The sequence below is a fragment of the Nocardia salmonicida genome, assembly GCF_036142455.1.
Lineage (GTDB): Bacteria > Actinomycetota > Actinomycetes > Mycobacteriales > Mycobacteriaceae > Nocardia > Nocardia salmonicida.
In genome coordinates this window covers 5,925,762-5,952,331 of sequence record NZ_CP108014.1, presented here as the reverse complement: position 1 = coordinate 5,952,331, position 26,570 = coordinate 5,925,762, and the positions used below count along the sequence as shown (strand labels likewise).

Genomic DNA, 26,570 nt, shown 5'->3' with positions numbered 1-26,570 from the left:
GGCAGGGCCCTGTGTGGGCTGCTGAGCGATGGCTGCCGTCATGGCATCACCCCAGGTGACACCGGTCTCAGAAATTCTGGCATTGCGATCTGGGTCACTAATATGTCAAACTCTCGCCCACACTGTGAAGCCGATCGGTCTCACATTGTCCGGAAAGGGAGTCGATTGAGCAGGCGGCAGGTGAGCGTTGTTGCCACCATCCCGAAGGCTGCCCTGATGTCAGTCGAAAGTGACCAGCGCCAGGGCCGCGCCGGTGAGCAGATCGACCAGCTCGTCGACGGGCGGGCGCGACTCGCGCAGCAGCCACTCGTGCGCCACGCCGGTGACCGCGCCCGTGATCAACGCGGTGGTCAGCTCGGCATCGCCACGCAGTCGCACGCCGACCTGGACCAGCGCCCCCTCGATCAGTGCCGACCAGGCGTGCCTGCGGGTCCGGCGATGGGTCTCCATCCGATCGCTCACCCCGACCACCTCGATCACCGCCACCTGCGCGCGATACGGGTCGGAGCCGAGCGACTCCAGGTACGCGCCGAAACCGGCCCGCAGCGCGAGCTTCGGATCGGTGGAACCGAGCGCGATCAGCGCGGTGCCCACCGCGGCCGCCGCGTCGTCCTGGATCCGGTCGTAGGCCGCCACCAGCACGTCTTCTCGGGTCTCGAACTCCTCGTAGAACTGCCGCTTGGACAGCCCGGCTGCCGCGCACACCTCGGCGAGCGAGCACGTGGCGTACCCGCGTTCCGCGAAAATTCGCGTCGCTGCTTCCAGGAATCGCAGTCGTCGTTCGGCTTTACGTGCGACGACCGTGCGACCCCCATACCGCCTGTCCGCTGTAGTCACCTCTCCAAAGTATCTGAAACTCGGAATAACACTGACCTTTCCGAGTCGCTTCATCTATCCACCGAACAAAGGACGGCCGACCAGTGCTGAGCACCCGAGCATCGCGGACCGCATTGTCCGCCCTCGTACTAGCGGCGGGTGCGGCACTCGTGGCACCCACGCCGACGATGGCTGCCCCGCAGTCCGCCGCGACACAGCCCAGCGTCCCTGCCATCGCGGAGAATGTCCCCTCCGAGACTTTGGCCGCGCTGGCACCGACGATCGTAGGCGCGATTTCCGCCCCCGGCCCCATCGCCGACGGCGGGCAGGCCGCGATTCTGGCTCAGGCCCGCGTGCTGTTGGCCACGCCCGGTATCCCCGCGCAGGTCAAGGCCACTCTCGAAAAGGTCATCACCTTCCTCGACGGCAGCGGTGGCGGCGGTCCCGAACTGCCGCCTTCGGAGGGTCCGCGCATCGCGCAGTTCCTCTACCCCACCATCGGCAAGGGCTGCATCGGCCCGACGTCGGATTCCGTCGGCACCGCGTTGGCCGTCCCCGGCCCCGCCGAGCTGCCGCCGCCCGGACCGGCCGCGGGCCAGACCGGCTTCGTCTTCACCGCGCTCGGCACGAAAACCGCCACGGTCGTGCAGAATCCGCCGATGACGGTGCAGTGGGTCAACCTCGACAACCGTCGCACCGGCACCCAGCCGCTCACCACCGAGGCCGGCATCAACGCCGACGGCCCGGCCACTCTCACCGCTATCGCCGACACCGGTCCCGGCCGGGTCGCGGCAGTGATCACCGGATCGCTCACCACGGCCACCGCCGATGGTGACCGCACCTGCTCGTTCGCCCCGACCCTCGGTTTCTTCTCCGTCGGCTGAGTCTCGCACCACGCAATTGGAGTTCGATTTATGAAGTTTGTCGTCCCCGGCCTGGTCAGCGGCCTGGCCGGCGCGGTCATCGGGGTGATTGCCGTGCTCGGCATCACCGCAGGCGCGCAACAGAATTCGATCCCGGCGCCCGAGGAGTCCGGTGATCCGGGCTCGTCGCTGCTCGGCAACGTGCAGTACGGCTCGCGATGAGCAACGTACGCAGGCTCATCGCCTGCATCCTCGTCGGTCTCGGCGCGCTGCTGCTCGCGGCCGCCGTCATGATCCCCACCTACACGGTCGACAAGGTCGCCAAGACCCCGCTCGACCTGCGCATCACCACGGTCGCCAAGAGCGTGCCCGGCGAGGAAAGCCTTGTGCTGGACTCGAAGTCGCTCACCGCGACCGAGGGCGCGGCCACGGTGAACACCAACGTGCCGCTCGTTTCGCAGCGCTTTCTGACGGTCGAGGAGCCCTCGGACGCCGAGGAGATGACCGTCCAGGCCGGTCAGACCCTGCGTCGTGACGACCGGGATCCGAAGGAGGGCCTGCTCACCGCTTCGGTCGACCGCGTCACCCTCGACCGCGTCACCGGCGCGCCGATCGACGCCTCGCCCAACGGTTCGATCGCCGTCGCCGCCGACCCCAAGTCGGGCGCCGCGATCCCCGTCGAGCAGCAGCGCCGCGGCCTGCAGTACCGCTTCCCGATCGGCACCGAGAAGAAGTCGTACCCGTACTTCGACCTCAACGCCCGCGCCACCTACGACATCGATTTCATCGAGGAGTCGGAGATCAACGGCGTGCCGGTCTACCACTTCCGTCAGGACATCCCGGTGACGAACATGTGGGACGTCGTCAAGCACCCCTCCCACCAGCTCGCCCTGCCCGCCGCCAAGTGGGGCCTCGAGGGCACCGAGCCGGTCACCATGACCCGCTTCTACACCAACACCCGCGACGTGTGGGTGGAGCCGAGGACCGGCGCGGTCCTCAAGGGTGGCGAGAAGATCCACATGTACTACGGCCGTAGCGCCAACCAGGTCGACGTCTCCGTGCTGAAGTCGCACCTCGTCTTCGACGAGGAGACCATCGAGGCCCAGATGGCCGTCACCCAGGAGAGCCTCGACAAGCTCGACCTCTTCGGCAAGACCCTGCCGATCATCCTGGGCATCGTCGGCGCCATCGCCCTGATCGCGGGAGCCGTCCTCGGCTTCCTCAGCAGCGGCGCCTCCAACTCCCGCCGCACGATCGACCCGCCGACCGAGCGGATTCGTCCCTCGAACCTCTAGACCGCCTGTCCCAACGCCCTCGGCCTCCCCGGTCCTCAACCCGGGGAGGCCGAGGTCGTTATCTGCGGACTCACACCCCTTTGACCGTGGTTCGGTCCATGAACCCGAACAGATACCCGGCCACCCGCCGCATCTGAATCTCCTCCGCCCCCTCGGTGATCCGGTAGCGCCGATGGTGCCGATAGATGTGCTCGAACGGCTTGTGCCGCGAGTAGCCGAGACCACCGTGCACCTGCATGGCCCGGTCGGCGGCTTCACAGCACAGCCGGTTGGCCCAGTAGTTGCACATCGAAACCTGTTCGGAGGCAGCGAAAGTGCCGTAGGTGTCCATGGACCAGGCGGTCTTGTGGATGAGCGCGCGCAGCATCTCGCACTGTGTGTGCAGTTCCACCAGTGGGAATTGGATGGCCTGGTTGACTGCCAGCGGCTTGCCGAAAGGCTTGCGCTCCTTGGCGTAGGCCACGGACTGGTCGATGCAGTACTGCGCCGCACCGAGACTGGAGGCCGCTTGGCGGATCCGGTTCTCGTTGAAGAAATGCTGGACGACGCCGAGTCCGAGCCCCTCCTGCCCGAAGATCGCCGAATTCGGGACCCGCACCTCGGTCAGCGAGATGCGCGCGTGGTCGGTGGGCATGTTGAAGGTCCAGAGGTACTCCTCGACGCGGAAGCCGGGCGCGTCTGTCGGCACCAGGAACGCGGTGATGCCGTGTCCGTCGCCGGGTCGCCCCGCGGTGCGGGCGAAGATCAGATCGGCGTCGGCGATGTGGACTCCGGTGTTCCAGGTCTTGGCCCCGTTGATGATCCAGTCCTCGCCCGTCCGGACAGCGGTGGTCGCCATGTGGGTGGCGTCGGAACCGTGATCGGGCTCGGTGATGCCGAAGGCGAAGAACTTGGTGCCCGCGGCCAGCCCGTCCACCCATTCGGCTCGCTGGGCTGGGGTGCCGTACTCGAGCATCAGCAGCAGACCCACATTGTTGGCGACGATGGCGTGCTCGTTCTGCAGGTCGCAATGCAGACCGAGCCCCCGGCCGGCCAGATGCTCGCGAATCACGGCCATCCCGAGATTGGTGCCGTCGCGCCCGCCGAACTCGCGCGGGAAGGCATAGCGGTAGTGGCCCGCGGCATCGGCACGACGACGCGCTTCGGCCAGTAATTGCTCCCACTGCGCGGTAGGCAGGCCGCCACGGTCCCAGTCGGTGCGGGCGTCCTCCCGGCGGTGGTCGAAGAAGCGAATATTGTCGGCCTGCTGCTCGAGCGGGATGATCTCGGCCTCGATGAAAGCGTCCAGCTCGGTCAGATATCCGGCCAGATCTTCGGGCAGTTCGAAATCCACTGTCTCTCCTAAACTTTCGCCTCGGGGCGAATCTGCATGAGCAGGTCCCACTCGATTTCCGAAACACGACGTCCGCTGGCGGCCATGACGATGTCGCGCACACTGCCGTCTACATGCGCGGCGGCCTGGGCGGCGAGGCCGACGCCCCAGGCCAGCGTGCCCATCACCTTCCACCAGCGGAATCTGTCGAGATCGAAGTCACCGCCCGCGGCCCGGTAGCCGCGCAGGAAGCTCGCGCGGTCGGCGAAACCGCCGAACTCCCGTTCGTCCGCACCGAAGCGCCACATTCGCAGTGCGGGCCAGGCCACGTCACGCATCGGGTCGCCGCAACGCTGAGCGCCCTCCCAATCCAGCACGGCCCGCACACCGTCCGCGGCGACGACGATATTGCCGTTGCGCAGGTCGGTATGCAGCAGCGCGGTGCGCGGCGGCGGGCCCGGGAGCCGCTGTTCGAGCCAGCGCAGCGCCAGCGTGAACACCGGCCGGTCGCCGAGCAGCGCACGCACGTCCGCCTCGGCCGCGGCGAAAAGGGCGGCGGCCGGATCGGCGCCCGCGGCGGGCACGGTGCGCGCAGCGGCGGCCGGATCGATGGCGTGCAGCCTGCCCATCGCCTCGCCCCACTCGCGGGCCACCGTCTCGGCGTTGCCCGCGGCCGCGATGAGGCGTAATACCTTGCGCGGGACGGTTTCCCCGGCCACATGCTCGCTGACGACGAACGGCTCGCCCACCACGGCCGGATCCGCGCAGACCGCTACCACCGCGGGCACCGCCACTCCGTTCGTGCGCGCCAGCTCGCGCACCGCCGCCTCGTCCTCGACCGACATGATCTGCACGGCGGCAGGCACGAGCGTGGCGACCAGCTTGCGGGCGCGCTCCCCCTCGACGTGCGCGGTGAAGCCGACATTGCGCCGCCGCGCGCCGGCCGAGAGGTACTCCAGCTCGTCTACTCGCGTGGGCGCGGCCGAGGTCCGGGTCAGGAACTCGGCCAGACCTGCGACGAGATCGGTGGTCACTCCCCCTCCCAGCTGTCGTAACCGGGTTTGGCGATCGCCAGGTCGGCGCGCACCACCTCGACAAGTGCCTGCCACAAGGCGCGCTCGTCGTCGGCCGCGCCCAGTAGTTCGTGTTCATGTCGCGTCGCCGCAGGCGCGAGATCGATCTCGCGCCGCACGATCCTGGCCAGATTCGCCCCCACCCGCGCACGGTGCTGCAGAGCGGGCGGCAAGGCCGGCAGCAGTGTGCTCTCCAGTAGTTCGGCCAGGGACTCCAGCAGCTCGGCTGCGGGTGGTTGATTCTGCACAGTGACACCTCTGGCGCTGTCGCCATCGTGAGAGAACTTCAACGAAATCAGCGTATTGACTCGAAGGGGAAGCTACGGCAGATCGCGCAACGAGACAATAAGAGAGTCAAAGCCCATATATCTCACGACTCGGCGTGTTAGAAATACCGCCAATGGCAAGGAGGCGGTTGTGACACGTCCGTATCGGCTGATCATCTGGGGTCCCGGCGACATGGGCGGGCGGGCACTGCGCACGGCGCTGGAATCCTCCGATTTCGAGGTTGTCGGGGTCAAGGTGTTCAGTCCGCACAAGCACGGCAAGGACATCGGCGAACTGGTCGGGCTGGCGCCGGTGGGTATCACGGCGACCACGTCCAAGGCGGAAATCCTTGCGCTGACAGCGGATTGCGTCGTGCACACGCCGACGACACCGTCGCTGGTGCAGGGCGCGGACGCCGATGTGCTCGACCTGCTCGAGTCCGGGAAGAACGTGGTGTCCGCGGCGTCCTATCACAATCCGGCCATGCCCACCTGGCTGTCCGAATCGCGTTCGCCGCTGGAGGTATTGCGCACTGTCGCGCAGATGCGGGTGACCGGAGGCGCCTTCGGGCCGCAGTTGCCCAAGGCACTGTCGGCGCTGAAAACACTGATGCGCATAGCGGATTCGGGCCCGGTCCGGTTCGCCAGTCCGGTCCTGGAGCGTCTGGCCGCGCCGGTGGTGGACCGGGCTATCCCACGCCGGGCCACAGGCGAGCGACTTCAGGCCGCCTGCCTGCGGGGCGGGGTATCGCTGCACGGCACGGGGCTGCACCCCGGACTCATGGTGGAGCAACTGCTGCTACGCCTGGCGGGGCTGCTCGACGAGGTGCGCGAGGTGAAATTCCTGGAGGTCGGCGATCTTTCGGCCGCACCGGACGGCATGTGGGGCGGGCTGGCCAGCCTCGGTTTCGGGATGCCGCTGAGCGCGGTCGACTCCAACCACGCCATCGCGCTCATGCAGCACTTCTACTTCGACGCGGTGCTCGCCAACGTCGCGCACACGCTGTTCGGCGCCCGCGCCGAGGACGTTCGGGTGGAACGGCACGTCTATCCGGTGCCTGCGCGGACCCGGGTGCGGGCCGGCGGCAGTGTGATCGAGCCGGGCACGGTCGGCGCCATCCACATGAGCTACCGCGGCTACCTCGGCGACCGGTTGTTCATGACCAACGCCGAATGCTGGCACGTCGGCCCGGGCAACGCCCACCTCGGGCCGGACCATCCGCGCAGCCTGGCCGGCGGGCACGTGATCACGCTGGACGGCAGCCCCGCCCGGATCGAAATGCGCAACGAACTCGACGACGAGTCGTACGAGGGCGATTGGTCCGCGGTCACCGACATCTCGGTCAAGGCGATGCTCGACGTCATCCCGGAACTGTGTGCGGCGCCGGCCGGTGTCGCGACGCCCGATCTGAGCCCTCGATACCGTCTGGAGACAGCATGACCTCCCCGCTTCCGGTCGCGGTGCTCGGCGCCGGGCCGCTCGCCGACCGGATCGCCGCGCACCCCGGTATCGCTGTCGCACCGCCTTCCTCGGCCGCGGTGGTCATCCACCTGACGGCCGACGTCGATGCGGTAGTCGCCCAGCTCGGCGCGGGTCGCGACGTGGTGACCGCGCTGCCCCTCGAAGCCCTCCCCCTGGACGAGGTGCGGGATGCCTGCCGCACCGGATCGTCCACCCTGCACGCCACCGGCGGCTTCCAGTCGGCGGTGGCGGCCCGGCTCACCCGCTCGCTCGCCGCGGCGACGCGGGAGATCACCAGCATCGAACTGATCGAGGAGCTCGAGTTACCCGACGACGGCGTGTATCCGTGGAACACGGTGCCGGAGGAGATGGTGTCCGGTTACTACTTCTCCGGTCTGCGCGTACTGGAAGACGCCGCCTTCACCGGCTCGCGCTTCGATACTCCCGAGCAGGCCGATGCGGTCTACACCCTGGGTGACCGGATCACCTACCGTTCGATCCGCACCCGAGGCACCGGCGCCGTTCCGCTGCGCTATCGCCTTGTCACCACCACCGCAGCTGGAACCGCTACGGCCACAGTCGATTTCCATCCCACCGACGGCGTTCACCCGGCCGATCATCTGACATCGGTGGAGCTGGTGAAGGCGCTCGGTCCGGTTCACACGAGCGAGCCCGGCATCGTCCTGCGCGATCTCGGCATCACCTATTTGGTCGCGGACGATCGGCTGCCGCGGTCCACTTAGCCCACGGTTCACGAGCAGGCGACTCAGGACAGCAGCTGCCGTACCCGGGCTGCCTCGCGGGTGAGGTGGTCGCGCTCGGGCACGGTGGTGGCGGTGTGTGCGGCCTCGGTGTACAGGGTGGCGGCCTGCGCGAGGTCGCCCGCCCGTTCGAGCAGGTAGGCGCGGGATGCGTTGTGGCGCGGCAGTTCTGGGTCAAGGTCGGCCAGTGCGGCCAGGCCCGCTCGAGGTCCGTCGGCCTCGCCGAGCGCGACCGCGCGGTTCAGGCGCACCACCGGGCTGTCGATGAGAAGCAGCAGTTCGTCGTACCACTCCACGATCTGTACCCAGTCGGTTTCGGCGGTGCTCGGGGCGTCGGCGTGCAGGGCGGCGATCGCGGCTTGGGCCTGGTATTCGCCCAGCCGGTCGCGGGCCAACGCTGCCTGCAGAATGATCACCCCTTCAGCGATAAGTTTTGTGTCCCACCGTGTTCGGTCCTGCTCCGCGAGTGGAACCAGGCGGGGACCTTCGGTGCGTGACGCACGGCGAGCGTGGTGCAGCAGCATCAGCGCGAGCAGTCCCGAGACCTCGGGCTCGTCGGTCGAGGCGGCGAGCTGGCGGGTGAGTCGGATGGCTTCGGCCGCCAGGTCGACATCGCCGCTGTAGCCCTCGTTGAAGACGAGGTAGAGCACGCGCAGCACGGTCGTCGGATCGCTGGGCCGGTCGAGCGGCAAGCCCGCGATCCGCTTCTTCGCCCGGCTGATCCGTTGCGCCATAGTGGATTCCGGCACGAGATAGGCCGTCGCGATCTGCCGAGTCGTCAGGCCGCCGACCGCGCGCAAGGTCAACGCGACGGCCGAGCCGGGAGACAGCGAAGGGTGCGCGCACAGGAAATACAGCCACAGTGTGTCGTCCGTGGCGGGCACCGGTCCGGCTTCCGGCTCGGCATCGACCGCGAATTCCCGACCCCGCCGCGATGTTTCGGCTCGTGTCGCATCGATGAACTTGCGCCAGGCGACGGCGACGAGCCAGCCTTTCGCATCGCGCGGTGGATCGTCGGGCCAGGTTTCCAGCGCACGGATCAGCGCCTCCTGTACCGCGTCCTCGGCCGCGGCGAACTCGGCCCCGCGGCGGACGAGGATCCCGATCACCGCGGGGACGAGTTCGCGCACCAGCGCTTCGTTCATTCGGTCACCGTGGGCAGTTCCGCGTAGAACGGCCGCAGTTCGAGCCACTCCTGGACCGGCTTCCCGCCCGCGCCCGGCGCCGCCGACAGCTCACCGGCCAGTTCGAGGGCTCGGTCGTAGGTGTCGACGTCGATGATCATCCAGCCCGCGATCAGGTCCTTGGTCTCCGCGAACGGCCCGTCGGTGACCGGCGGGCGCCCCTCGCCGTCGGAGCGGACGAAGGTGCCCTGCGTGGTCAGCGCCTGACTGTCGACGTATTCGCCGGTCGATTGCAGCCGTGCGGCGAAATCCTCCATGTACCGCACGTGCGCGGTCACTTCCTCCGGCGTCCACCGATCCATCGGCACGTCGTTCACCGAGGCGGGAGCGCCGCGGTAGTGCTTGAGCAGCAGGTACTTGGCCATGATGTTCTCCTCGATTCGTTTCGGCCCATTCTGGCCGGGACAGGTCGGTTTCAGGCGTTCTGACGCTCGGCCCGCTGCTGGATGAGTTCCTCGACCGCGGACGGCAGGGTGGTCTCGAAGTCGATGAGCTTGACCCAGGTCGGCGTGATGACGATCCGGACCATGCTCTCGTAGAGCGAATGGACCTCGGCCTCCCACACGACGCGCTGCTCGGCGGTCATCTCGTAGCTGCCGTTCATCTCCAGGTATTCCGCCGGGATGCCGTCCACCACGTCCAGCTCCGCCCGCCCGCGGATCAGCAGCATCTTCGGCGGGTGCACCTCGGTATCGATGGTCAGCGCGACGGCGGGGTTGTGGCGCAGCGAAGGCAGCTTCGGTGCGTTCGTCGAGGTGCAGACGACGATCTCCGCGCCGTTCCAGGCGAAACCGACCGGGACATTGCGCGGCGTGCCGTCCTTGGCGACGTAGGCCATGCGGAGCAGGTCGCGGGCCAGCAGTTCCTGGCTGTGCGGGCGGTTCAGGATCTCGGTGATCTCGTGCTGTTCCATGGCGGTCGCTCCTTCGATGTCGTCGAGGCCCGTTCGGCTGCTCGTACCCCTGGGACGGAGCCGCCCGCGCGTTCTCGACATCCCCGACGAAAGATATTTCGGAGAACTTTTTCGCCGTGAGTGAACGGCGCCACCTGCAGGAACAAACCACCGGGGGCCCATGTTGAGTCAGCAAAGCTCAACTCTGGAAGGGTCGACATGACTTCAGCTCAGAACCTGCCGGTGCTGTTCCTGACCGATCCGATCGTGCTGCCGGGCATGGTCGTGCCCATCGAACTGGACGAATCCGCGCAGGCCGCCATCGACGCGGCGCAGGCCGCCAAAACCGGCTCGGTGCTGGTCGCACCGCGTCTGGACGAGGGGTACGCGTCCTACGGCGTCGTCGCCACCATCGAACAGGTCGGCCGGATGCGCGGCGGCGCGCCCGCGGCCGTGTTGAAGGCCGAGCGCAGGGCGCGGATCGGGCACGGGGTCACCGGGCCGGGCGCCGCGCTGTGGGTGGAGGCCGAACTCGTCGAGGCGGTCGAGCCCGACGAGCACACCATCGCGCTGGCCGCCGAGTACAAGAAGCTGGTCGTCGCCGTGCTCCAGCGCCGTGAGGCCTGGCAGATCATCGACATCGTGAACCAGCTCGCCGACGCCGAGGCCATCGCCGACACCGCGGGCTACGCGCCGTACCTGTCCGATGACCAGAAGCGCGAGCTGCTCGAGACCCCCGATGTCGCCGTGCGGCTGACCAAGCAGATCGACTGGATCAGAGACCACATCGCCGAGGTCGAGGTCACCGACAAGATCTCCGAAGATGTCCGCGACGGCATGGAGAAGAGCCAGCGCGAGTTCCTGCTGCGCCAGCAGCTCAACGCCATCCGCAAGGAACTCGGCGAGGACGAACCCGACGGCGCCGACGACTACCGCACCCGCGTCGAGAACGCCGACCTGCCCGAGAACGTGCGCGCCGAGGCGCTGCGCGAGGTCGGCCGGTTGGAGCGCGCCAGCGACCAGAGCCCGGAATCGGGCTGGATCCGCACCTGGCTCGACACCGTGCTCGAACTGCCGTGGACGGTGAAAACCGAAGACAGCACCGATGTTTCGGCCGCTCGCGCGGTACTCGACGCCGATCACCACGGCCTCGAAGAGGTCAAGGACCGCATGGTCGAGTACCTGGCGGTGCGAACGCGGCGGGCCGCTCGTGGTCTCGAGGTCGTCGGCGGACGTGGTTCCGGCGCGGTGCTCGTGCTGGTCGGTCCGCCCGGTGTCGGTAAGACCTCGCTGGGTGAGTCTGTCGCAAAGGCTCTCGGCCGCAAGTTCGTTCGCGTCGCTCTCGGCGGTGTGCGCGACGAAGCCGAGATCCGTGGTCACCGCCGTACTTACGTCGGCGCGCTGCCCGGCCGGATCGTGCGTGCGGTGAAGGAGGCGGGTTCGATGAATCCCGTTGTCCTGCTGGACGAGATCGACAAGGTCGGCTCCGACTTCCGTGGTGATCCGGCGGCGGCCCTGCTCGAGGTCCTCGACCCCGCGCAGAACCACACCTTCCGCGATCACTACCTCGACCTGGACCTCGACCTGTCGAATGTCCTGTTCATCGCGACGGCCAATGTCATGGACACCATCCCCGGTCCCCTGCTGGACCGCATGGAGCTCATCACCGTCGACGGTTACACCGAGGCCGACAAGGTGGCCATCGCCCGCGACTTCCTGGTCCCCCGCCAGCTGGAACGCAATGCGCTGACCGCGCAGGAGGTGTCGATCACCGACGCTGCGCTGCGCGAGATCGCGGCGAACTACACCCGCGAGGCCGGTGTTCGTCAGATGGAGCGGTTGGTGGCAAAAGCCCTGCGCAAGGCGGCGACTCGCCTCGTCACCGGTGACGCAGCCGCTCACGACGAGGACGCCGCGCTCGGCTACGACCCGACGCTCGGCTACGACAATGTCATCGACCTCGAATCCGGTGCGCAGCCTGCGGGAGCGGTGACGTCACTGGTCGTCGACATCGACAACCTGACCGACTACCTCGGCCGTCCCCGCTTCACCCCGGATTCGATGGAACGTACCTCGGTCCCGGGCGTGGCGACGGGCCTCGCGGTGACCGGTGCGGGCGGCGATGTGCTCTACATCGAGGCCAACGGCGCCGAGGGCGAACGCTCCCTCACGCTCACCGGCCAACTCGGCGACGTCATGAAGGAGTCCGCCCAGATCGCCCTCACCTACGTGCGCTCGCACCTGGAGGAAATCGGCATCGAACCCAAGGTCCTCGACCGCAACATCCACATCCACTTCCCCGCGGGCGCTGTCCCGAAGGACGGCCCGTCGGCGGGCGTCACCATGGTCACCGCCCTGGTGTCGCTGGCCCTCGGCCGCCCGGTCCGCGGCGATGTGGGGATGACCGGCGAGGTCACCCTCAACGGCAGCGTCCTGCCCATCGGCGGCGTGAAACAGAAGCTCCTCGCCGCCCAGCGAGCCGGGTTGAAGACCGTCTTCATCCCCGCCCGCAACGAACCGGACCTCGACGAGGTCCCGGCCGAGGTCCTCGCCGCACTGAACGTCCGCCCCGTCGCCGACGTGGCAGACATCCTGGCCTACGCCATCGAACCCATCGCCGAACCCGCCGCCGACGGCAAGACCTTCGCCGTCAGCGCCTGATCCGAACCGTCGACGGGCCGTGCGCAGTCATCCGCGCGCGGCCCGTTCGTCGTATCCGCAGCCCCGCTAGCGGCTCACGGTCGGCGGCAGTACCGGGCCGTCGACGATGACCACTGCCAGCTGGTCGGTGTCGTAGTTGTCCTGGTCGTCGTCGTCGAGTTCGACATCGTCGTCGAATTCGTCCTCCTCGGCGGAGGGAGCGAGGTCCTTTTCGACGCGGCGGGTGGTGCCCTGGGCGACCGCGCAGAGGATGGGTTCCTCACCCTCGGTTTCTGCGTACACATCGCAGTGGGTGACGGCTTGGCGGCGGGTGGCGCCGAGGACGGTGGCGTGCACCCGCAGGCGTTCGCCCTGGGCGGGGCGCAGGTAGGTGATGGTGAAGCCGCCGGTGAGCACGTTGGGGCCGAGGACGGTGCCCGCGGCGAAGGTGAGGGCGTTGTCGGCGGCGTAGGCGAGCACCCCGCCGTGCACGAAGCCGAACTGCTGACCGTGTTCGGGCTGGATATCGATGACGAGAGTGGCCGCGCCATCACCGAATTCGGTGAGCTCGGTGCCGACCAGACGGGCGAAAGGCTGCGCGGCGAGCACCTGGCGCGCCAGGTCGAGGTCGAGGGTGGTGGCTTCGGTCGGCATCGGGTGTTCCGTTCTTCGAGCTCAGTCGTGATCGGTTGGCGCGCTACGGATATTGCCACGCCCGGTTACGCCGGATTGTCGGTGCCATGGGGTATGACAGAACCGTGCCCCGGTGGCTCCTGCATGTCGATCTCGACCAATTCCAGGCGGCGGTGGAATTCCGGCGTCGCCCTGAGTTGCGCGGTCAGCCCGTCATCGTCGGTGGTGAGGGCGATCCAGCCCAGCCCCGCAAGGTCGTGACCTGCGCTTCCTATCCCGCGAGGGCCTTCGGCGTGCGTGCTGGGATGGCGCTGAAGATGGCGCAGCGCAAGTGCCCCGAGGGCGTTTTCCTGCCGGTCGACATGGCCGCCTACGAGGCGGCCTCCGAGGAGATCATGGCGACACTCGGCCAGGTGGCCGGTGCCGTCGAGGTCTGGGGCATGGACGAAGCCTTCGTCGCCACCGATGCCGATCCATGGCAGCTCGCCGCCGAAATCCGCACCGCCATCATCGAACTCGGACTCACCTGCGCGGTCGGCATCGGCGACAACAAGCTCACCGCGAAACTCGCCACCGGCTTCGCCAAATCCACCGGCAAGACCTCCGCCGAACCCGAACACGACGAGGGCGCCGCCGCGGGCATCTTCGAACTGACCGCCGCCAACTGGACCGAACTCATGGGCCACCGCCCCACCGACGCACTCTGGGGCGTCGGCGCCCGCATCGCCAAACGCATGGCCGACCTCGACATCACCACGGTCGCCGACCTCATGTCCGCCGACCGCGCCCGCCTGGCCGCCGAATTCGGCCCGAGCACCGGCCCCTACCTCTGGGTCCTCGGCCACGGCAAGGGCGACACCGAACTCTCGACGACCCCACGAGTCCCGGTAGGCCGCAGCAAATCCGAAACCTTCCCCCACGACCTCACCGAACCCGAGGAAATCCACCGCGAGGTTGCCCGCCTGGCCACCGAAGTCGCCGAGGAAATGCGCGAAAACCACCGAACGAGCACCCGAGTCTCGGTCACCGTCCGCACCAAAACCTTCTACACCCGCAGCAAACAACAAAAACTCCCCACCCCCACCGACGACATCCCCACCATCGTCGACACCGCCCTCGCCATAATCGCCCGCTTCGACCTCGACCGCCCCGTCCGCCTCCTCGGCGTCCGCCTGGAACTACTCCCACCCTGACCTTCGTCACGGGCCCCTCCATATCGGGGCTGCGAACTCGTATGCTCGGGCGATGGAGTTCTCAGCGATGGTTGCCCGTGAATCCGACGGTGGGATCGTGCTCGCCCGCGAAACGGTGGGGGACGACTTCCTCGGCGTCGGCGACGTGACGATCAAGGTCCATTACTCGAGCGCGAATTACAAGGATCTGCTGGCGATCACGCCGCGCGGCGGGGTGGTTCGCAACTATCCGATCGTGCCGGGCATCGACCTCACCGGCGAGGTGGTCTCCTCGGACACCGATGACTTCGCCCCCGGCGATCAGGTGATCGCGCATGGCTACGACCTGGGTGTTTCCCGTAACGGCGGCTTCGCCGAATACACCAGGGTGCCTGCCGAGTGGGTGGTGAAGCTCGATGGCCTCGACACCCGTGACGCCGCCACCATCGGCACCGCGGGCTTCACCGCCGCCATGAGCGTGCAGGCCCTGCTCGACCACGGACTCACCCCCGACGACGGCGCCGTCCTGGTCACCGGCGCGACCGGCGGTGTCGGCACCGTCGCCGTCGACATCCTCTCCGGCCTCGGCTTCGAGGTCATCGCCTCCACCGGCAAGACCGACGCGAGCGACCTGCTCGCCGAACTCGGCGCCAACGAGGTGATCGGCCGACTCCCCCTCGACCCCGACGCCAAGCCGCGCCCGCTCAACAAGGCCAACTGGGCGTCGGCGGTCGACAGCGTCGGCGGCGCCTCGCTCGCCCACGTTCTCAGCGCCATCGGCTACGGCGGCGCGGTCGCGGCGAGCGGTCTCACCGGCGGCGCCGAACTTCCCACCACCGTGCTCCCCTTCATCTTGCGCGGCGTCAGCCTGCTCGGCATCGACTCGGTCCAGTTGCCGATCGAGAAGCGCCGCGCCCTGTGGACCGCGCTGGGCAAACAGCTTCGCCCGCAGCACCTCTCGACGATCGAGTCCTTCACCCCGATCACCGAAGTCGGTACCGTCCTGCAGTCGATCAAGGACGGTACCCACTCCGGCCGCACCGTGATCGGCGTAGCCAACGAGTTCTGAATCCAGTGCGCCGACGCCGGGAACTGACTACTTCGCAGGGAAGGACGGCGGAAACAGTTCACCGGCGGGGCGGCGTAGGTAGTCGCGTTCGGTGTAGGCCTCGCGCATCCGGTCGAACAGTGACTGCGCGCGCCGCGTCATGGCAAGCAGATCGATGCCGGGAATCACTCCGTCGCGCAGGGTGATTCGGCCTGCGATCATCGAGAAGTCCGCGGCGCGCCCGGTGCTGTTCATGCACAGGGTGCGGATCGGATCGTCGAGGACTCCGTCGCGGGGGTCGTCGAGCCGGAAGGCGACCAGGTCGGCGGTCGCCCCTACAACCAGCTTGCCCAGGTCCGGTCGGTGCAGTGCCTCGGCCCCGCCGAGCGTGGCGGCTGATACGTAGTCGCTGTAGGTCGCCGCGTCGAGTCGAGACGCGAGCACCTTGGCCAAGGTGACGCCGATATCCATGCCGCGCAGCAGATCCGGTGGGAACGAGTCGGTGCCGAGGGCGATCCGCACGCCCGCCGCACGGTACCGACCGAAACTGTCGAGCGCCGATCCGTGCCTGGCCGAGGTGAGCGGACAGTGCACGATGGATGCTCCCGATGCCGCGAGCGTCCCGAGATCGTCATCGGTATCGGCGTCGACGCGGGGATTCGAATCGATGTAGATCCCGTGCGGGATGAGCAGATTCGGTCCCAGCAAGCCGGTCTGCTCGAGTACCGCCAGCGGTGGCACCCCGAACCGCTCGATCACGAACGCTCGCTCGTGCAACCCTTGCAGGGCGTGCAGGCGGACCAGCACGCCGGTCTCCGTGGCCAGCGCCGCGGTTCGGTGCAGCAAATCCTCGGACAACGTCTCGATCCGGCAGGGCAGCAAGGTCGGGTGGATGAGATCGGTGTCCTGCGCCGCGGCCCACTCCAGGAACCGCGCCGCGTCCTCGAATCCGTCGAGTCCGAGTTCGTCGTTCCAGTAGATGGACCGCGAGCCGTCGGCATCGACCACGTTGACCCCGGACCGGTACGCGGGCCCGAGATAGACCCGCAGGCCCAGCCGCCGCGCGGATTCGGCCATCGCCACGGCGTCGGCGAAGGTCTCCGCCCAATCGCTGTGCACCTCCGACGCGATCGGCATCGCCGTCGTCACTCCGTGCAACAGCAGTTGGACGAACCCGTACTCCCGGATGAACGCCCGCTCCTCGGCATCGAACACCGCTCGCCGTCGATGTGTCGCGTAGTCACGCGACCATTGCAGGCCGAGCCCCAACTCGCGTGACTGCCACGAATCCAAGATGGTGTGGTCGATATCGGTCAGCGCGTCGAGGTCGATGAGGCCGGGCATCAGCACCGCGTCCCCGAGTTCGATCACCTCGTCGACGAGCTCCGAGCCGCGTGGACCGACGGCGACGATGCGCGAGTCCTCCACCACCACTTCGGCATCGGTGAGCAGGACCTGCGCCTCCGATGCCGTTGCATACGCGAGCACGTGGCGAGCACGGATACTGCGACGCATCCTCAGCTCCTCTCCCCGCCCCAGCGACCGGGAATCTCGAATCCATCCAGTGCGGTGTCGACGGAAATCACGTGGCCCCTGTGGATTACGGTGCGTTCGGCCGGTCGATCCATCACGGCCGCCGCGGGGCTCACCGCATCGACCAGGAAGAATTCGGCTGGGTCGCCGACCGCGAAACCCGGATGCGCGTTGCTGCCGTCGAGCGGGCGCAGGGTCCGGTCGATGACGCTCGCCCCGCCCCAGGTCGCGACGCCGAGCGCGTGTTCGACGTGCTCGTCGGACCCGTACCCGTTGACGAACGCGAGTTGCCACGCGCGGTCGAGCATGTCGCCGTTGCCATAGGGCGACCAGTAATCCCGCTGCCCATCCATACCCACCCCGACGCGCACACCGGCCGCGGCCAGGTCGAGCAACGGCAGCGCCCAGCCCTGCGCGCCTGCCGCGTGAGTGAGGGCGATGTCGAACTCCGACAGCCGCTCGATCGCCGCGGGCACGCCGGGCAGCCCACTGGCCAAACAGCGGGCATGCGAAATGGTCGCCAGGCCCGACATCCCCAGCGCCTGTACGCGGTCGACGATCAGCGACAAGGTGAACAGTCCCAGCTCACCCGCTTCGTGCAGGTGGATATCGACGCCGACTTGATGTTTCGCGGCCAACCCGAACACCGCGTCGAGATGCCGCACCGGATCGCGGTCGAGTTCACACGGGTCCATCCCGCCGACCAGGTCGGCTCCGGCCGACAGCGCCGCGTCCACGAGATCGATGACACCGGGCTCCAGCAGGAGTCCGACCTGCGGGAACGCCACGATCTCCACATCGCATACTTTGTCGTAGCGTTCCCGCGCCGCGAGTTCGCCTTCGAGCTTGGTGAGTCCGGTGTCGGCGTCGACCTGCGCGTGACTGCGAATTCTGGTGGCGCCGTTGGCTACCGCGACCGCGAGGGTGAACGAGGCCCGCTCGGCTACGGAACGTTCCGCCGATCGCCAGTGCTCGCGATCGTTCATGATCCGGCCCCACCGACCCGGCATCCCGGTCTGGGCACGGAAGGGCAGTCCGAGCCTGCTCGAGTCGAGGTGCAGGTGCACATCCGACAGCGCGGGCAGGATCAACCGGCCCGCACCGTCGACGTGCTCACCGGTAGGCGTCGCCGAGTCGGCGGCCGCGGAGATCGCGGCCACCGTCCCGTTTTCGATCAGTAGGTCCACCGGCGGGCCACCCCAGGGGCGGACATCGGTGACGAGAAGCGAATCACCCACGCGCTCAGTCCTTGCCGAAGGTCGCGGCGTCGACGGTGATCATCCCGTCCGCCCGTGGTTTCCAGTTCAACGCGGGGTCCACCGCGTAGCTGGCATCGGGCGTGTAGAGGCCGAGCAGCAGCGCCTTCGAATCGTTGAGGGTGAACAGGTCGCGGTAGACATCGATCCTGGCCTGGCCGGCGACGGTGCGGGTCTTGGCGACCAGCGCCTGAGTTTCCGGCAGCATCGCGTAGTCGTTCCACTGCCCGCCGAACATCGAGGCGATCGGCGCGTCACCGTCCATGGTCGACGGCGCGTAGGTATTGAGGTAGATGCCGGTGGCGGCCTTCTTCGTGTAGATCATCTGGGACAGACTGCTCTGATCGGTGCCCTGCAGACTGATGGTGATCCCGACTTCTGCCAGGTTGGCCTGGATCGACTGGGCGATCTCCGAACTCAGCGGAATTCGCCCGTTCGTCGCGTACTGGAACGGGATCGGCGTGCCGTTGTAACCCGCTGCGGCCAGCAGTTGCTTGGCCTTGGCCGTATCACGCACCGGAGCGGGATATTTGGGGTCGTAACCCCCGACATTCTTGGCGACCAGCTGGTTGTCGACCGTCGCACGGCCCGCGAGCAAGCTCTTGACGATGCCGTCCCGATCGATCGACAGCGCGATCGCCTCACGCACCCGTTGGTCGGCCAGCGGGCCCGCCGTGGCGTTCATGCCGAGGAAGGTGACGCCATTGGAGACCCGCGACTCGATGTGCACATTCTTGGAACCATCGACGGCCGCGACCTGATTCGGCGCCACCAGCGCCACATCGAGGCTGCCGGATTGAACGCCGTTGAGGCGGGCGTCGGCGTCGGCCACCGTCTTGAAGGTCACGGTCTCGAGCGTGGCCTTGTCGCCCCAGTAGTCCGGATTGCGCTTGACGACGTATTCGACGCCGCGCGTGTAGTGGTTGAAGACGAACGGCCCGGAGCCGACAGGCGCGGCCGCGAATCCGGCGGAACCCAGTGCGGTGTAGACGGATTCGGGCACGATCGAGACGCCGGTGGTGATCGTCGGCCACGCGGAGAAGGGGGCGTTGAGGCTGAACACCACCGTGTTGTCCGGTCCGACGGCCGCCGAGGCGAACATCTCCATGTAGGTGGCCGGATCGCCGGTGGGAGTGGCTTTGATCTTGTTGTAGGTGAACGCCACATCGGAGGCCTTCACCGGTTCGCCGTTGTGGAATTTCACGTCGTCGCGAATCGTGAAGGTCCACTGGGTGAAGTCGGCGTTGTGCTCCCACTCGGTCGCCAGTTTCGGCCCGATCACACCTTCGCTGTCGAACCTGGCGAGCTGGTCGAATGTCGCGAAGTAGTAGTTGTAGCCGGCCAGCGACCCGTCGGTGATCGGGTCCGGCACGTCCGTCGGTTCGGTGACCGCACCGACGACCAGCGTCTTCGTCGACGCGGTTTCGGTGCCCGCCGGTGCGCAGGCGCTGAGGGTGAAGGTGGAGAACGCTAGGACAGCGAGTCCTGTTGCCACACTGCGGGTGATCGGTTTCATCAGTTTCCTTTCGAAGGGCGTGCGAGCGGGTGCAGGCAGGCCGCGACATGGTCGGCGGGACCTTGTGGTTCGAGTTCCGGGATGCGTGTCGCACATTCGTCCGTCGCCAGTGGGCAACGGGTGCGGAAGGTGCAGCCGCTCGGCGGGTTCGCCGCATCGGGGAGTTCCCCGCGCACCAGCAGGGAGGTGTCGTGACGCCGTTGGTGCGGGTCTGGGACGGGGGCCGACGCGATCAGTGCCCGCGTGTACGGATGCCGGGGCCCGGTGAACACGTCTTCGGTCGCGCCGATCTCGACGAGCTTGCCCAGATGCATCACCGCGACCCGGTCCGACAGGTGCCGGACCACCGAAAGGTCGTGTGCGATGAACAGATACGACAGCCCGAGTTGTGCTTGCAGGTCTTGCAACAGGTTGATCACCTGCGCCTGCACCGAGGCGTCGAGCGCGGAGACCGGCTCGTCGAGCACCAGCACCTCCGGTCGCGGCGCGAGCGCCCTGGCGATGCCGAGCCGCTGCCGCTGCCCACCGGAGAACTCGGCGGGACGCCGGTCGAGCGCGTCCTGGCCGAGGCCGACCTGTTCGAGCAGTTCCACGACGCGTGCGCGGGAGTAACCGCCTGCGATCTGTAGCGGTTCGGCGACGATGTCGTGCGCTGTCATTCGGGGGTCGAGCGAGGAATACGGGTCTTGGAACACCAGCTGCACCCTGTTGCGCAGCGCCCGGCTCGCGGCGGGCCGCAGAGTGGCCAGGTCTCGGCCGAGAATGCGCACCGAACCGGCGGTGGGAGTGTTGATCCCGAAGATCGTGCGTACCAAGGTCGACTTACCGCCGCCGGATTCGCCTACGAGGCCGAAGGTTTCACCGCGTCGGACTCCGAAACTGACGCCGTCGAGAGCACGTAGCCTGCGTTTGCCGGTGAGGCCGCGGCGGCTGGTGAAGCTGACCTCCAGTCCGTCGACGCGGATCACTTCCTCGGCGGTATCGATCGCGGTCATGCCGAAAGGTCCTGTCGGAGAGGGGCAGTGAGCACCGGCGGGCAGGCGAGGTCGCGTCCGTCGCCGAAGTCGACGAGAGCTGGGGTGGCGGTGTCGCATTCGCCGTTCTTGCCCACGAACTCGCAGCGGGGAGCGAAGCCGCAGCCGGGCGGTCGCTTCGTGGGGGAGGGTGGCGAGCCGGGAATGGCGTAGGCGCGGCCCGCGCCCGCCTGCCCGAGCAGGCTGCGCTGCAAACCACGGGTGTAGGGATGGGCCGCGGCGGCGAAGATCTGCCAGACCGTCCCGGTTTCGACGACCCGGCCCGCGTACATGATCGCCACCCGATCGGCGTGCTGGGCGACCAGTCCGAGATCGTGGGTGATCAGCACCATTGCCGCGCCGCTGCGCGCCCTCGCCTGCGCGAGCACCTCCATGAGCTGGGCCTGGATGGTCACATCGAGGGCAGTGGTCGGCTCGTCGGCGATGAGTACCGCCGGCTCGTTGGCCATGGCCATGGCGATCACCGCGCGCTGACGCATACCGCCCGACCACTGATGGGGATAGGCGCGCGCCCGGTGCGCGGGTTGTGGAATGCCGACCGAGGCGAGCAGTTCGATCACCCGGCGTTTGCGAGCCTTGGCATCGAGCCGTTGATGGACCGCCAGCGCACGGCCGATCTGGGCGCCGACCCGGCGCACGGGGTTGAGCGTGGTCATCGGATCCTGGAAGACCATGCCGAGCTGCGCACCGCGCAGCCGCCGCAGGGTTTCGTCGTCGGCGCCGACGAGTTCATCGCCGCGGAAGCGCACGCTGCCAGAGAAGATCGTCAACGGCGGCGGGAGCAGGCCGAGGACGGCGAGCATCGTCACCGACTTGCCCGAACCGGATTCGCCGACGAGACAGAGCACTTCGCCCTCGTCGAGGCGCAGACTCACCGAGTCGACGAGCACGACCCGGCGACCGGCGGTCTCGTAACCCACGGTGAGATCGGTGATCTCCAAGAGCGCGTTCATGCCATAACCTCTTTCGCGAGGGCGCCGCGGCGGGCACGTGGCGCTCGCCGGACCCGGCGTAGCCCTTGGCCCTCATCGGTGAATCGCCTACTGGCCAGCAAGGTGCCGCCGATCACCAGCAGCAACGCGACAGCGGGCACGATCGTCAGATACGGGGCCTGGCGCAGGTACTTCTGCCCGTCGGTGATCATCAAGCCCCAGCTCGGGGTCGGTGGCTGTACGCCGAGCCCGAGATAGTCGAACGACGAGATCATGATGAGCACATTGCCGAGATCGGCGGTGGCCAGAATCAGCACCGGCACGGTGACGTGCCCGACCACGTGCTTGCGCATCACCCAGCCCGAGCGTGCGCCGAGCAGCTTCGGCGCGATCACGAAATCGCGGCCCGACAGACCGAGTGCGACCGAGCGGGCCACCCTGGCATAGCCGACCCAGAAGGTGACGCCGAGGATCGTCGCCATCAGCGCGGTACTCGGGCCGTGAATGGCCGACACCGCCATGATCACCAAGGTCATCGGGACAGCGAGTTGCACATCGGCGACGCCCATCAAGACGTTGTCGACGATTCCGCGGAAGTAGCCGGACACTGTCCCGATTGTCATCCCGATCAGTGCGTTGACCACCACGATCACCAGGACGAGTCCGAGCGTGATCCGTCCGGCCAGCGCCAGCCTGCTCGCCAGGTCACGACCGAGGGAATCGGTGCCGAGCGGATAGTGCCCGTCGGTGAAGGGCCGGACGAACGCCGACGCGAGTTGCTGCGCGTACGGGTCATAGCCGGGCAGGAGGGGATAGAGCAGAGAGAACAGCACGACCGCGAGGATCATCGCGACGCCGAAGATCGTGGCGGGATTGCGGGGACGGCTCAACGGAGTCTCGCTCTCGGATCGATGACGCCGTAGAGGACGTCGATGCCGAAATTGACGATCACGAAGATGGTCGCGATCACGATCAATCCGGACTGGACCACCGGAAAGTCCCTGTTGAACACCGCATCCAGCATCAGCTGGCCCAATCCAGGCCAGGCAAAGACGTTTTCGACGATTACAAGGCCACCGAGCAAGGTGCCCAGCGTGATTCCCGAGATGGTGAGCACCGGTAGCAGCGCGTTGGGCAGCACCTCACGCAGCAGCACCGACGACCGCCGCTCGCCGCGCGAATACGCGGTGCGCACGTAGTCCTGGGAGCTTTCGGCCACCAGTGAGTTGTCCAGAAGGCGTGAGTAGACGACGAACTGTGCCGTCGCGATGGTCACGGCGGGCATGACGATCGCGAGTGGATCGGCGCCGGCCAGCGACGGCAACCAGCCGAGCGTCACCGAGAACACCAGCACCAGCAGCAATCCGAACAGGAAGTCCGGCACCGCGAGTCGTGCCGCGCCGACCCCGAGCGCCACCCCGCGCAGCGACCAGCGGCCGCTGAGATGGATGGCCAGCACGACCGCCACGGCCAGTGCGAGGCCGATCGTGAAACCGGCGGCACCCAACTGCAGTGACGCGGGTAGGCGCTGGAGGACCAGCGTCATCGACGAGGTGCCGGACTGCTGGTACGAGTCCCCGAAGTCGCCGGTCAGTATCCCGGTCAGATAGTCGAGGTACTGCGTCAGCGGTGGTTTGTCGAAGCCGAGTTCGGCTTCGAGCGCCGCGATGTCGGCCTCGCTCGCCGTTTCCGGCAGGAGGGAAGCCACGGGGCTGCCGGTGAGTCTGCCGAGCAGGAACGCCAGGGAGATGACGGCGAACACGGTGATCACCGCCTGGGCGAGGCGGCGGATCAGATAGACGGCCAACACTGATCCTCTCTGTGGGCCGAGAATGTCATTCGGTATACAGAATTGATTTTCCGTGTATCCCCGTTGTGTTCTGAAAGTTTCGGGTCCGTGAATGATTCAACGCTGGCAACCGGCGGCAATGCAGACGTCAAGCCCAGTTTTCGACCGTTTCGGCATGCTTGCGCGCAGGTCATTACAGGAGTCAAAGATATATTTGGTCTACCGAATGGAAATTCGCATGAGTGTCGCTACACTGCGCGGCGGCCGACCGCCGACGCCTGTACACCTTCGTAGACTGACCGAGTGGCCCGAAACCTACGTCCGGCGGTAGAAGCCGTCGACGACACTTCGCAGACGCGCCGGATCTACGACGATCTGCGTCGCGCGATCATCACGGGGGAGTACCGAGAAGGTGAGAAGCTGCCGGAGGCGCGCCTGGCCGCCATGCTCGGCACTTCCCGTCTTCCGGTGCGGGAGGCCCTGGCACTACTCGAATTCGACGGCATCGTCAGCGCGTTGCCGCGGCGCAGCGCGGTCGTGCGTTCCTGGGATGCCACCGCGGTGGAAGAACTCTTCGACGTCCGCATCGGCTTGGAACCGCTCGCCGCCCGCTTGGCCGCCGCCCGCATCAGGCAGGGCCACGACAGCTTTCCGTTGCAGGCCGCGTTGGGGGAAGCGCAGGTGGCCACCGAGTCTCGTGATCCGCTGCGCATCGCCGAAGCGAACGCGAAGCTGCACGGCGCCATCGTGGAACTGTCCGGCAACTCCCTACTCACCCAGCTGATGCGCACCATCCTCGCGCGCATGGCCTGGCTGTTCTTCCTCACCACCGAACGCAACACCGAGGAACAGCGTGACGAACACCAACACCTCATCGACGCGATCACCTCGGGCGACGAACGCCTGGCCGAATACGCCATGCTCAGCCATACCGAGGCGGGCCGTACCCCCACCTTGGCCATCGTCACCGCCCTACGGCACGCGGACCTCGGAAACAGTCCGGACGCCGACGGTTAGCCCAGCTCCCGCGACCGAGTCGCCCGGACCTCTGTCTCGGTCGACTGGTCGTTGGGAGCTGGGCTGAACAGGTCTTTCGCTCAGACGACGGCCGGGGCCACCGGGTCGTCGGCGAACTGGGTTCGGTAGAGCTCGGCGTAGCGCCCGTCGGCGTTGAGCAGGGTGGCGTGGGTGCCTCGTTCGACGATGCGGCCGTCTTCGAGGACCAGGATCTGGTCGGCGGCGCGGATCGTGGAGAGACGGTGCGCGATGACCAGTGCGGTGCGGCCGATCAGGGCCTCGGTGAGAGCTTCCTGAACGGCTGCTTCGGAGGTGGAGTCGAGGGAGGCGGTCGCCTCGTCGAGGATCACCACCCGTGGTTGCTTGAGGAGCAGGCGGGCGATGGTGAGGCGTTGGCGTTCGCCGCCGGAGAGGCGGTAGCCACGCTCGCCGACCACGGTGTCCAGACCGTCGGACAGTGAGTCGACCAGGTCGCGCAGGCGGGCGCGATCGAGGGCGTCCCACAGCTGTTCCTCGGTGGCTTCCGGCCGGGCGAGCAGGAGGTTCGCGCGGATGGTGTCGTGGAAGAGGTGGCCGTCCTGGGTGACCAGGCCGACGGTGCGCTGGATGGATTCGGTGGTCAGGTCGCGCACGTCGGAGCCGTTGAGCCGGACCGCGCCGGAGTCGACATCGTAGAGACGTGAAACCAGCTGGGCGATAGTGGATTTGCCCGCACCGGAGGAGCCGACCAAGGCGATGAGCTGGCCGGGTTCGGCGCGCAGCGACACCTCGTGCAGCACCTCGACGCCGCCACGGCCGTCCAAGGTCGCGACGTCTTCCAGTGAAGCGAGCGAGACCTTGTCGGCCGACGGGTAACCGAAGTTCACCGCGTCCAGTTCCACCGCGACCGGGCCGTCGGGCACCGGGGCGGCGTGCGGGGCGTCCTCGATCAGCGGCTTGAGATCGAGCACCTCGAAGACGCGCTCGAAACTCACCAGCGCCGACATGATCTCCAGGCGGGCGCTGGCCAGCGCGGTGAGCGGGGTGTAGAGGCGGGTGAGCAGCAGCGAGAGCGCGACGACCGAGCCCGCGTCGAGACTGCCCGTCAGCGCGTACCAGCCGCCGAGGCCGTAGACCAGGGCGAGCGCGAGCGCGGAGACCAGCGTGAGCGAGGTGACGAAGGTGGTCTGCAGCATGGCGGTGCGCACACCGATGTCGCGCACCCGGGTGGCGCGCTCCGCGAACTCCGACGATTCCTGGTTCGGCCTGCCGAACAGCTTCACCAGGGTGGCGCCGGGTGCGGAGAAACGCTCGGTCATCTGGGTGCTCATGGCGGCGTTGAGCTGGGCGGCTTCACGCTGCATGCCGGCGAGCTTGTCGCCGGCGCGCCGGGCCGGGATGACGAAGACGGGCAGCAGCACGAGCGCGAGCAGGGTGATCTGCCAGGAGATGCTGAGCATGACGGCGAGGGTGAGCACCAGGGTGACCAGGTTGGTGACAACGCCGGAGAGGGTGTCACTGAAGGCCCGCTGCGCGCCGATCACATCGCTGTTCAGTCGGCTCACCAGCGCGCCGGTACGGGTCCGGGTGAAGAACGCGACCGGCATCTTCTGCACGTGATCGAACACCGCGGTACGCAGATCCAGGATCAGACCCTCGCCGATCCGGGCCGACAGCCAGCGGATAGCGATACCGAGCCCAGCGTCGAGGATTGCCAACGCCGCGATAGCGAGCGCCAGCAGCACCACCGTTCGTGGCGCCGAACCGTCGACGATCCCGTTGACAACGTGGCCCGCCAGCACCGGGGTAGCCACCCCGAGCACCGCGGCCACCACACTGAGCAGCAAGAACCCGCCGATCCGCCGCCGATGATGCTCAGCGAACCGCACGATCCGCCGCGCCGTCACCATGCTGAACGGGCGCTTTTCCTCCGGCGCGTTCACGCGTCGGTACATCTGGCTGTAGGCCACTGATTCGATACTCACTGCCACTCTCCTCGAGGCTCCCCACCCATTGAACTCCTGCCCTCTGACACTAAAACCTCAACAAAGGTTGACAGCAAATACTTTCCGTCGGCACCGGATTGCGCGCAGAGCG

General features: G+C 67.6%; 24 protein-coding genes and 1 pseudogene. 9 read left to right on the top strand and 16 right to left on the bottom strand.

All coding sequences use genetic code 11. From position 1 onward, the window contains the following. Positions 1–219: 219 nt before the first annotated feature. Positions 220–837: a TetR/AcrR family transcriptional regulator gene (locus OHS03_RS27895; protein WP_328658155.1), complete on the bottom strand. Its 618-nt coding sequence runs from the start codon at positions 835–837 to the stop codon at positions 220–222. A gap of 83 nt (positions 838–920) precedes the next feature. Here OHS03_RS27895 and OHS03_RS27890 point away from each other — a divergent pair, with 83 nt between their 5' ends. From OHS03_RS27890 to pgfA, 3 genes are read left to right on the top strand one after another with little or no spacing between them, the layout of a single operon-like run. Continuing rightward, positions 921–1,700 carry an Rv1157c family protein gene (locus OHS03_RS27890; protein ID WP_056824092.1) on the top strand — a complete coding sequence of 260 codons (780 nt, stop codon included), beginning with the start codon at positions 921–923 and terminating at the stop codon, positions 1,698–1,700. 30 nt (positions 1,701–1,730) lie between these two features. Beyond that, positions 1,731–1,901, top strand: coding sequence for a DUF2613 domain-containing protein (locus tag OHS03_RS27885; RefSeq protein WP_082844323.1), 171 nt, complete (start codon positions 1,731–1,733; stop codon positions 1,899–1,901). After that, complete coding sequence (pgfA, locus tag OHS03_RS27880) at positions 1,898–2,974, top strand: cell envelope lipid trafficking protein PgfA (protein WP_328658153.1); 1,077 nt, start codon at positions 1,898–1,900, stop codon at positions 2,972–2,974. Before OHS03_RS27885 ends, pgfA begins: the two co-directional genes overlap by 4 nt. 70 nt (positions 2,975–3,044) lie before the next feature. On the opposite strand, the gene OHS03_RS27875 is transcribed toward pgfA, so the two are convergent. From OHS03_RS27875 to OHS03_RS27865, 3 genes are read right to left on the bottom strand one after another with little or no spacing between them, the layout of a single operon-like run. Then, positions 3,045–4,307: an acyl-CoA dehydrogenase family protein gene (locus OHS03_RS27875; protein WP_328658150.1), complete on the bottom strand. Its 1,263-nt coding sequence runs from the start codon at positions 4,305–4,307 to the stop codon at positions 3,045–3,047. 8 nt (positions 4,308–4,315) lie between these two features. Then, positions 4,316–5,320, bottom strand: coding sequence for a phosphotransferase (locus tag OHS03_RS27870; protein ID WP_407942418.1), 1,005 nt, complete (start codon positions 5,318–5,320; stop codon positions 4,316–4,318). Further along, positions 5,317–5,607: a DUF6285 domain-containing protein gene (locus tag OHS03_RS27865; protein ID WP_301904155.1), complete on the bottom strand. Its 291-nt coding sequence runs from the start codon at positions 5,605–5,607 to the stop codon at positions 5,317–5,319. Before OHS03_RS27865 ends, OHS03_RS27870 begins: the two co-directional genes overlap by 4 nt. A 169-nt stretch (positions 5,608–5,776) precedes the next feature. On the opposite strand from OHS03_RS27865, the gene OHS03_RS27860 reads away from it, so the two are divergent. Continuing rightward, positions 5,777–7,066 (top strand): hypothetical protein, encoded by a 1,290-nt coding sequence (locus OHS03_RS27860; protein WP_328658147.1) that lies wholly within the window; start codon positions 5,777–5,779, stop codon positions 7,064–7,066. Further along, a complete protein-coding gene (locus OHS03_RS27855) occupies positions 7,063–7,830 on the top strand; it encodes a hypothetical protein (protein WP_328658145.1) in 768 nt (255 codons plus the stop codon). Before OHS03_RS27860 ends, OHS03_RS27855 begins: the two co-directional genes overlap by 4 nt. A gap of 23 nt (positions 7,831–7,853) precedes the next feature. On the opposite strand, the gene OHS03_RS27850 is transcribed toward OHS03_RS27855, so the two are convergent. Genes OHS03_RS27850 through OHS03_RS27840 form a run of 3 tightly spaced genes read right to left on the bottom strand, consistent with a single transcriptional unit; the run spans position 7,854 to position 9,945 of the window. Beyond that, positions 7,854–8,993, bottom strand: a complete 1,140-nt coding sequence (locus tag OHS03_RS27850) for an RNA polymerase sigma factor (RefSeq protein ID WP_328658143.1) — start codon at positions 8,991–8,993, stop codon at positions 7,854–7,856. Beyond that, complete coding sequence (locus OHS03_RS27845; protein WP_328658141.1) at positions 8,990–9,397, bottom strand: YciI family protein; 408 nt, start codon at positions 9,395–9,397, stop codon at positions 8,990–8,992. Before OHS03_RS27845 ends, OHS03_RS27850 begins: the two co-directional genes overlap by 4 nt. A gap of 50 nt (positions 9,398–9,447) precedes the next feature. Then, positions 9,448–9,945: a pyridoxamine 5'-phosphate oxidase family protein gene (locus tag OHS03_RS27840; protein WP_328658139.1), complete on the bottom strand. Its 498-nt coding sequence runs from the start codon at positions 9,943–9,945 to the stop codon at positions 9,448–9,450. Positions 9,946–10,143: 198 nt separating this feature from the next. Between OHS03_RS27840 and lon the strand changes: the two genes are divergently transcribed. Beyond that, positions 10,144–12,585, top strand: coding sequence for an endopeptidase La (gene lon, locus OHS03_RS27835; protein ID WP_328658136.1), 2,442 nt, complete (start codon positions 10,144–10,146; stop codon positions 12,583–12,585). A 225-nt stretch (positions 12,586–12,810) separates the two neighbouring features. On the opposite strand, the pseudogene OHS03_RS27830 reads toward lon, so the two are convergent. Continuing rightward, positions 12,811–13,218, bottom strand: a pseudogene (locus tag OHS03_RS27830) (PaaI family thioesterase); the annotation flags it as partial. 104 nt (positions 13,219–13,322) lie between these two features. On the opposite strand from OHS03_RS27830, the gene OHS03_RS27825 reads away from it, so the two are divergent. Together OHS03_RS27825 and OHS03_RS27820 are read left to right on the top strand one after the other, a co-directional pair. Next, the gene (locus OHS03_RS27825) at positions 13,323–14,390 is read left to right on the top strand and encodes a DNA polymerase IV (protein WP_328664437.1); all 1,068 of its coding nucleotides are present in this window, start codon (positions 13,323–13,325) and stop codon (positions 14,388–14,390) included. Positions 14,391–14,442: 52 nt separating this feature from the next. Continuing rightward, positions 14,443–15,438: an acrylyl-CoA reductase family protein gene (locus tag OHS03_RS27820; protein ID WP_328658135.1), complete on the top strand. Its 996-nt coding sequence runs from the start codon at positions 14,443–14,445 to the stop codon at positions 15,436–15,438. Positions 15,439–15,465: 27 nt separating this feature from the next. Here OHS03_RS27820 and OHS03_RS27815 read toward each other — a convergent pair whose 3' ends face one another. From OHS03_RS27815 to OHS03_RS27785, 7 genes are read right to left on the bottom strand one after another with little or no spacing between them, the layout of a single operon-like run. Beyond that, entirely contained in the window at positions 15,466–16,932 is a 1,467-nt protein-coding gene (locus OHS03_RS27815; RefSeq protein ID WP_328658133.1) for a chlorohydrolase family protein, read from the bottom strand. Between the two features lie 2 nt (positions 16,933–16,934). Further along, the gene (locus OHS03_RS27810) at positions 16,935–18,188 is read right to left on the bottom strand and encodes an amidohydrolase family protein (protein WP_328658131.1); all 1,254 of its coding nucleotides are present in this window, start codon (positions 18,186–18,188) and stop codon (positions 16,935–16,937) included. Between the two features lie 4 nt (positions 18,189–18,192). Continuing rightward, positions 18,193–19,722, bottom strand: coding sequence for an ABC transporter substrate-binding protein (locus OHS03_RS27805; RefSeq protein WP_328658129.1), 1,530 nt, complete (start codon positions 19,720–19,722; stop codon positions 18,193–18,195). After that, complete coding sequence (locus OHS03_RS27800) at positions 19,722–20,717, bottom strand: ABC transporter ATP-binding protein (RefSeq protein ID WP_328658128.1); 996 nt, start codon at positions 20,715–20,717, stop codon at positions 19,722–19,724. The genes OHS03_RS27805 and OHS03_RS27800 overlap by 1 nt, the downstream gene beginning before the upstream one ends. Further along, on the bottom strand, positions 20,714–21,709 hold the full coding sequence (locus tag OHS03_RS27795) for an ABC transporter ATP-binding protein (RefSeq protein ID WP_328658125.1): 996 nt from the start codon (positions 21,707–21,709) through the stop codon (positions 20,714–20,716). The genes OHS03_RS27800 and OHS03_RS27795 overlap by 4 nt, the downstream gene beginning before the upstream one ends. Continuing rightward, positions 21,706–22,578, bottom strand: a complete 873-nt coding sequence (locus tag OHS03_RS27790) for an ABC transporter permease (protein ID WP_328658123.1) — start codon at positions 22,576–22,578, stop codon at positions 21,706–21,708. The genes OHS03_RS27795 and OHS03_RS27790 overlap by 4 nt, the downstream gene beginning before the upstream one ends. Further along, positions 22,575–23,495: an ABC transporter permease gene (locus OHS03_RS27785; protein WP_063893795.1), complete on the bottom strand. Its 921-nt coding sequence runs from the start codon at positions 23,493–23,495 to the stop codon at positions 22,575–22,577. Before OHS03_RS27785 ends, OHS03_RS27790 begins: the two co-directional genes overlap by 4 nt. A gap of 285 nt (positions 23,496–23,780) precedes the next feature. Here OHS03_RS27785 and OHS03_RS27780 point away from each other — a divergent pair, with 285 nt between their 5' ends. Further along, on the top strand, positions 23,781–24,494 hold the full coding sequence (locus OHS03_RS27780) for a GntR family transcriptional regulator (protein WP_328658121.1): 714 nt from the start codon (positions 23,781–23,783) through the stop codon (positions 24,492–24,494). A gap of 80 nt (positions 24,495–24,574) precedes the next feature. Here the strand turns inward: OHS03_RS27780 and OHS03_RS27775 are convergent, their stop codons facing one another. After that, the gene (locus OHS03_RS27775; protein ID WP_328658120.1) at positions 24,575–26,458 is read right to left on the bottom strand and encodes an ABC transporter ATP-binding protein; all 1,884 of its coding nucleotides are present in this window, start codon (positions 26,456–26,458) and stop codon (positions 24,575–24,577) included. Positions 26,459–26,570 lie beyond the last annotated feature (112 nt).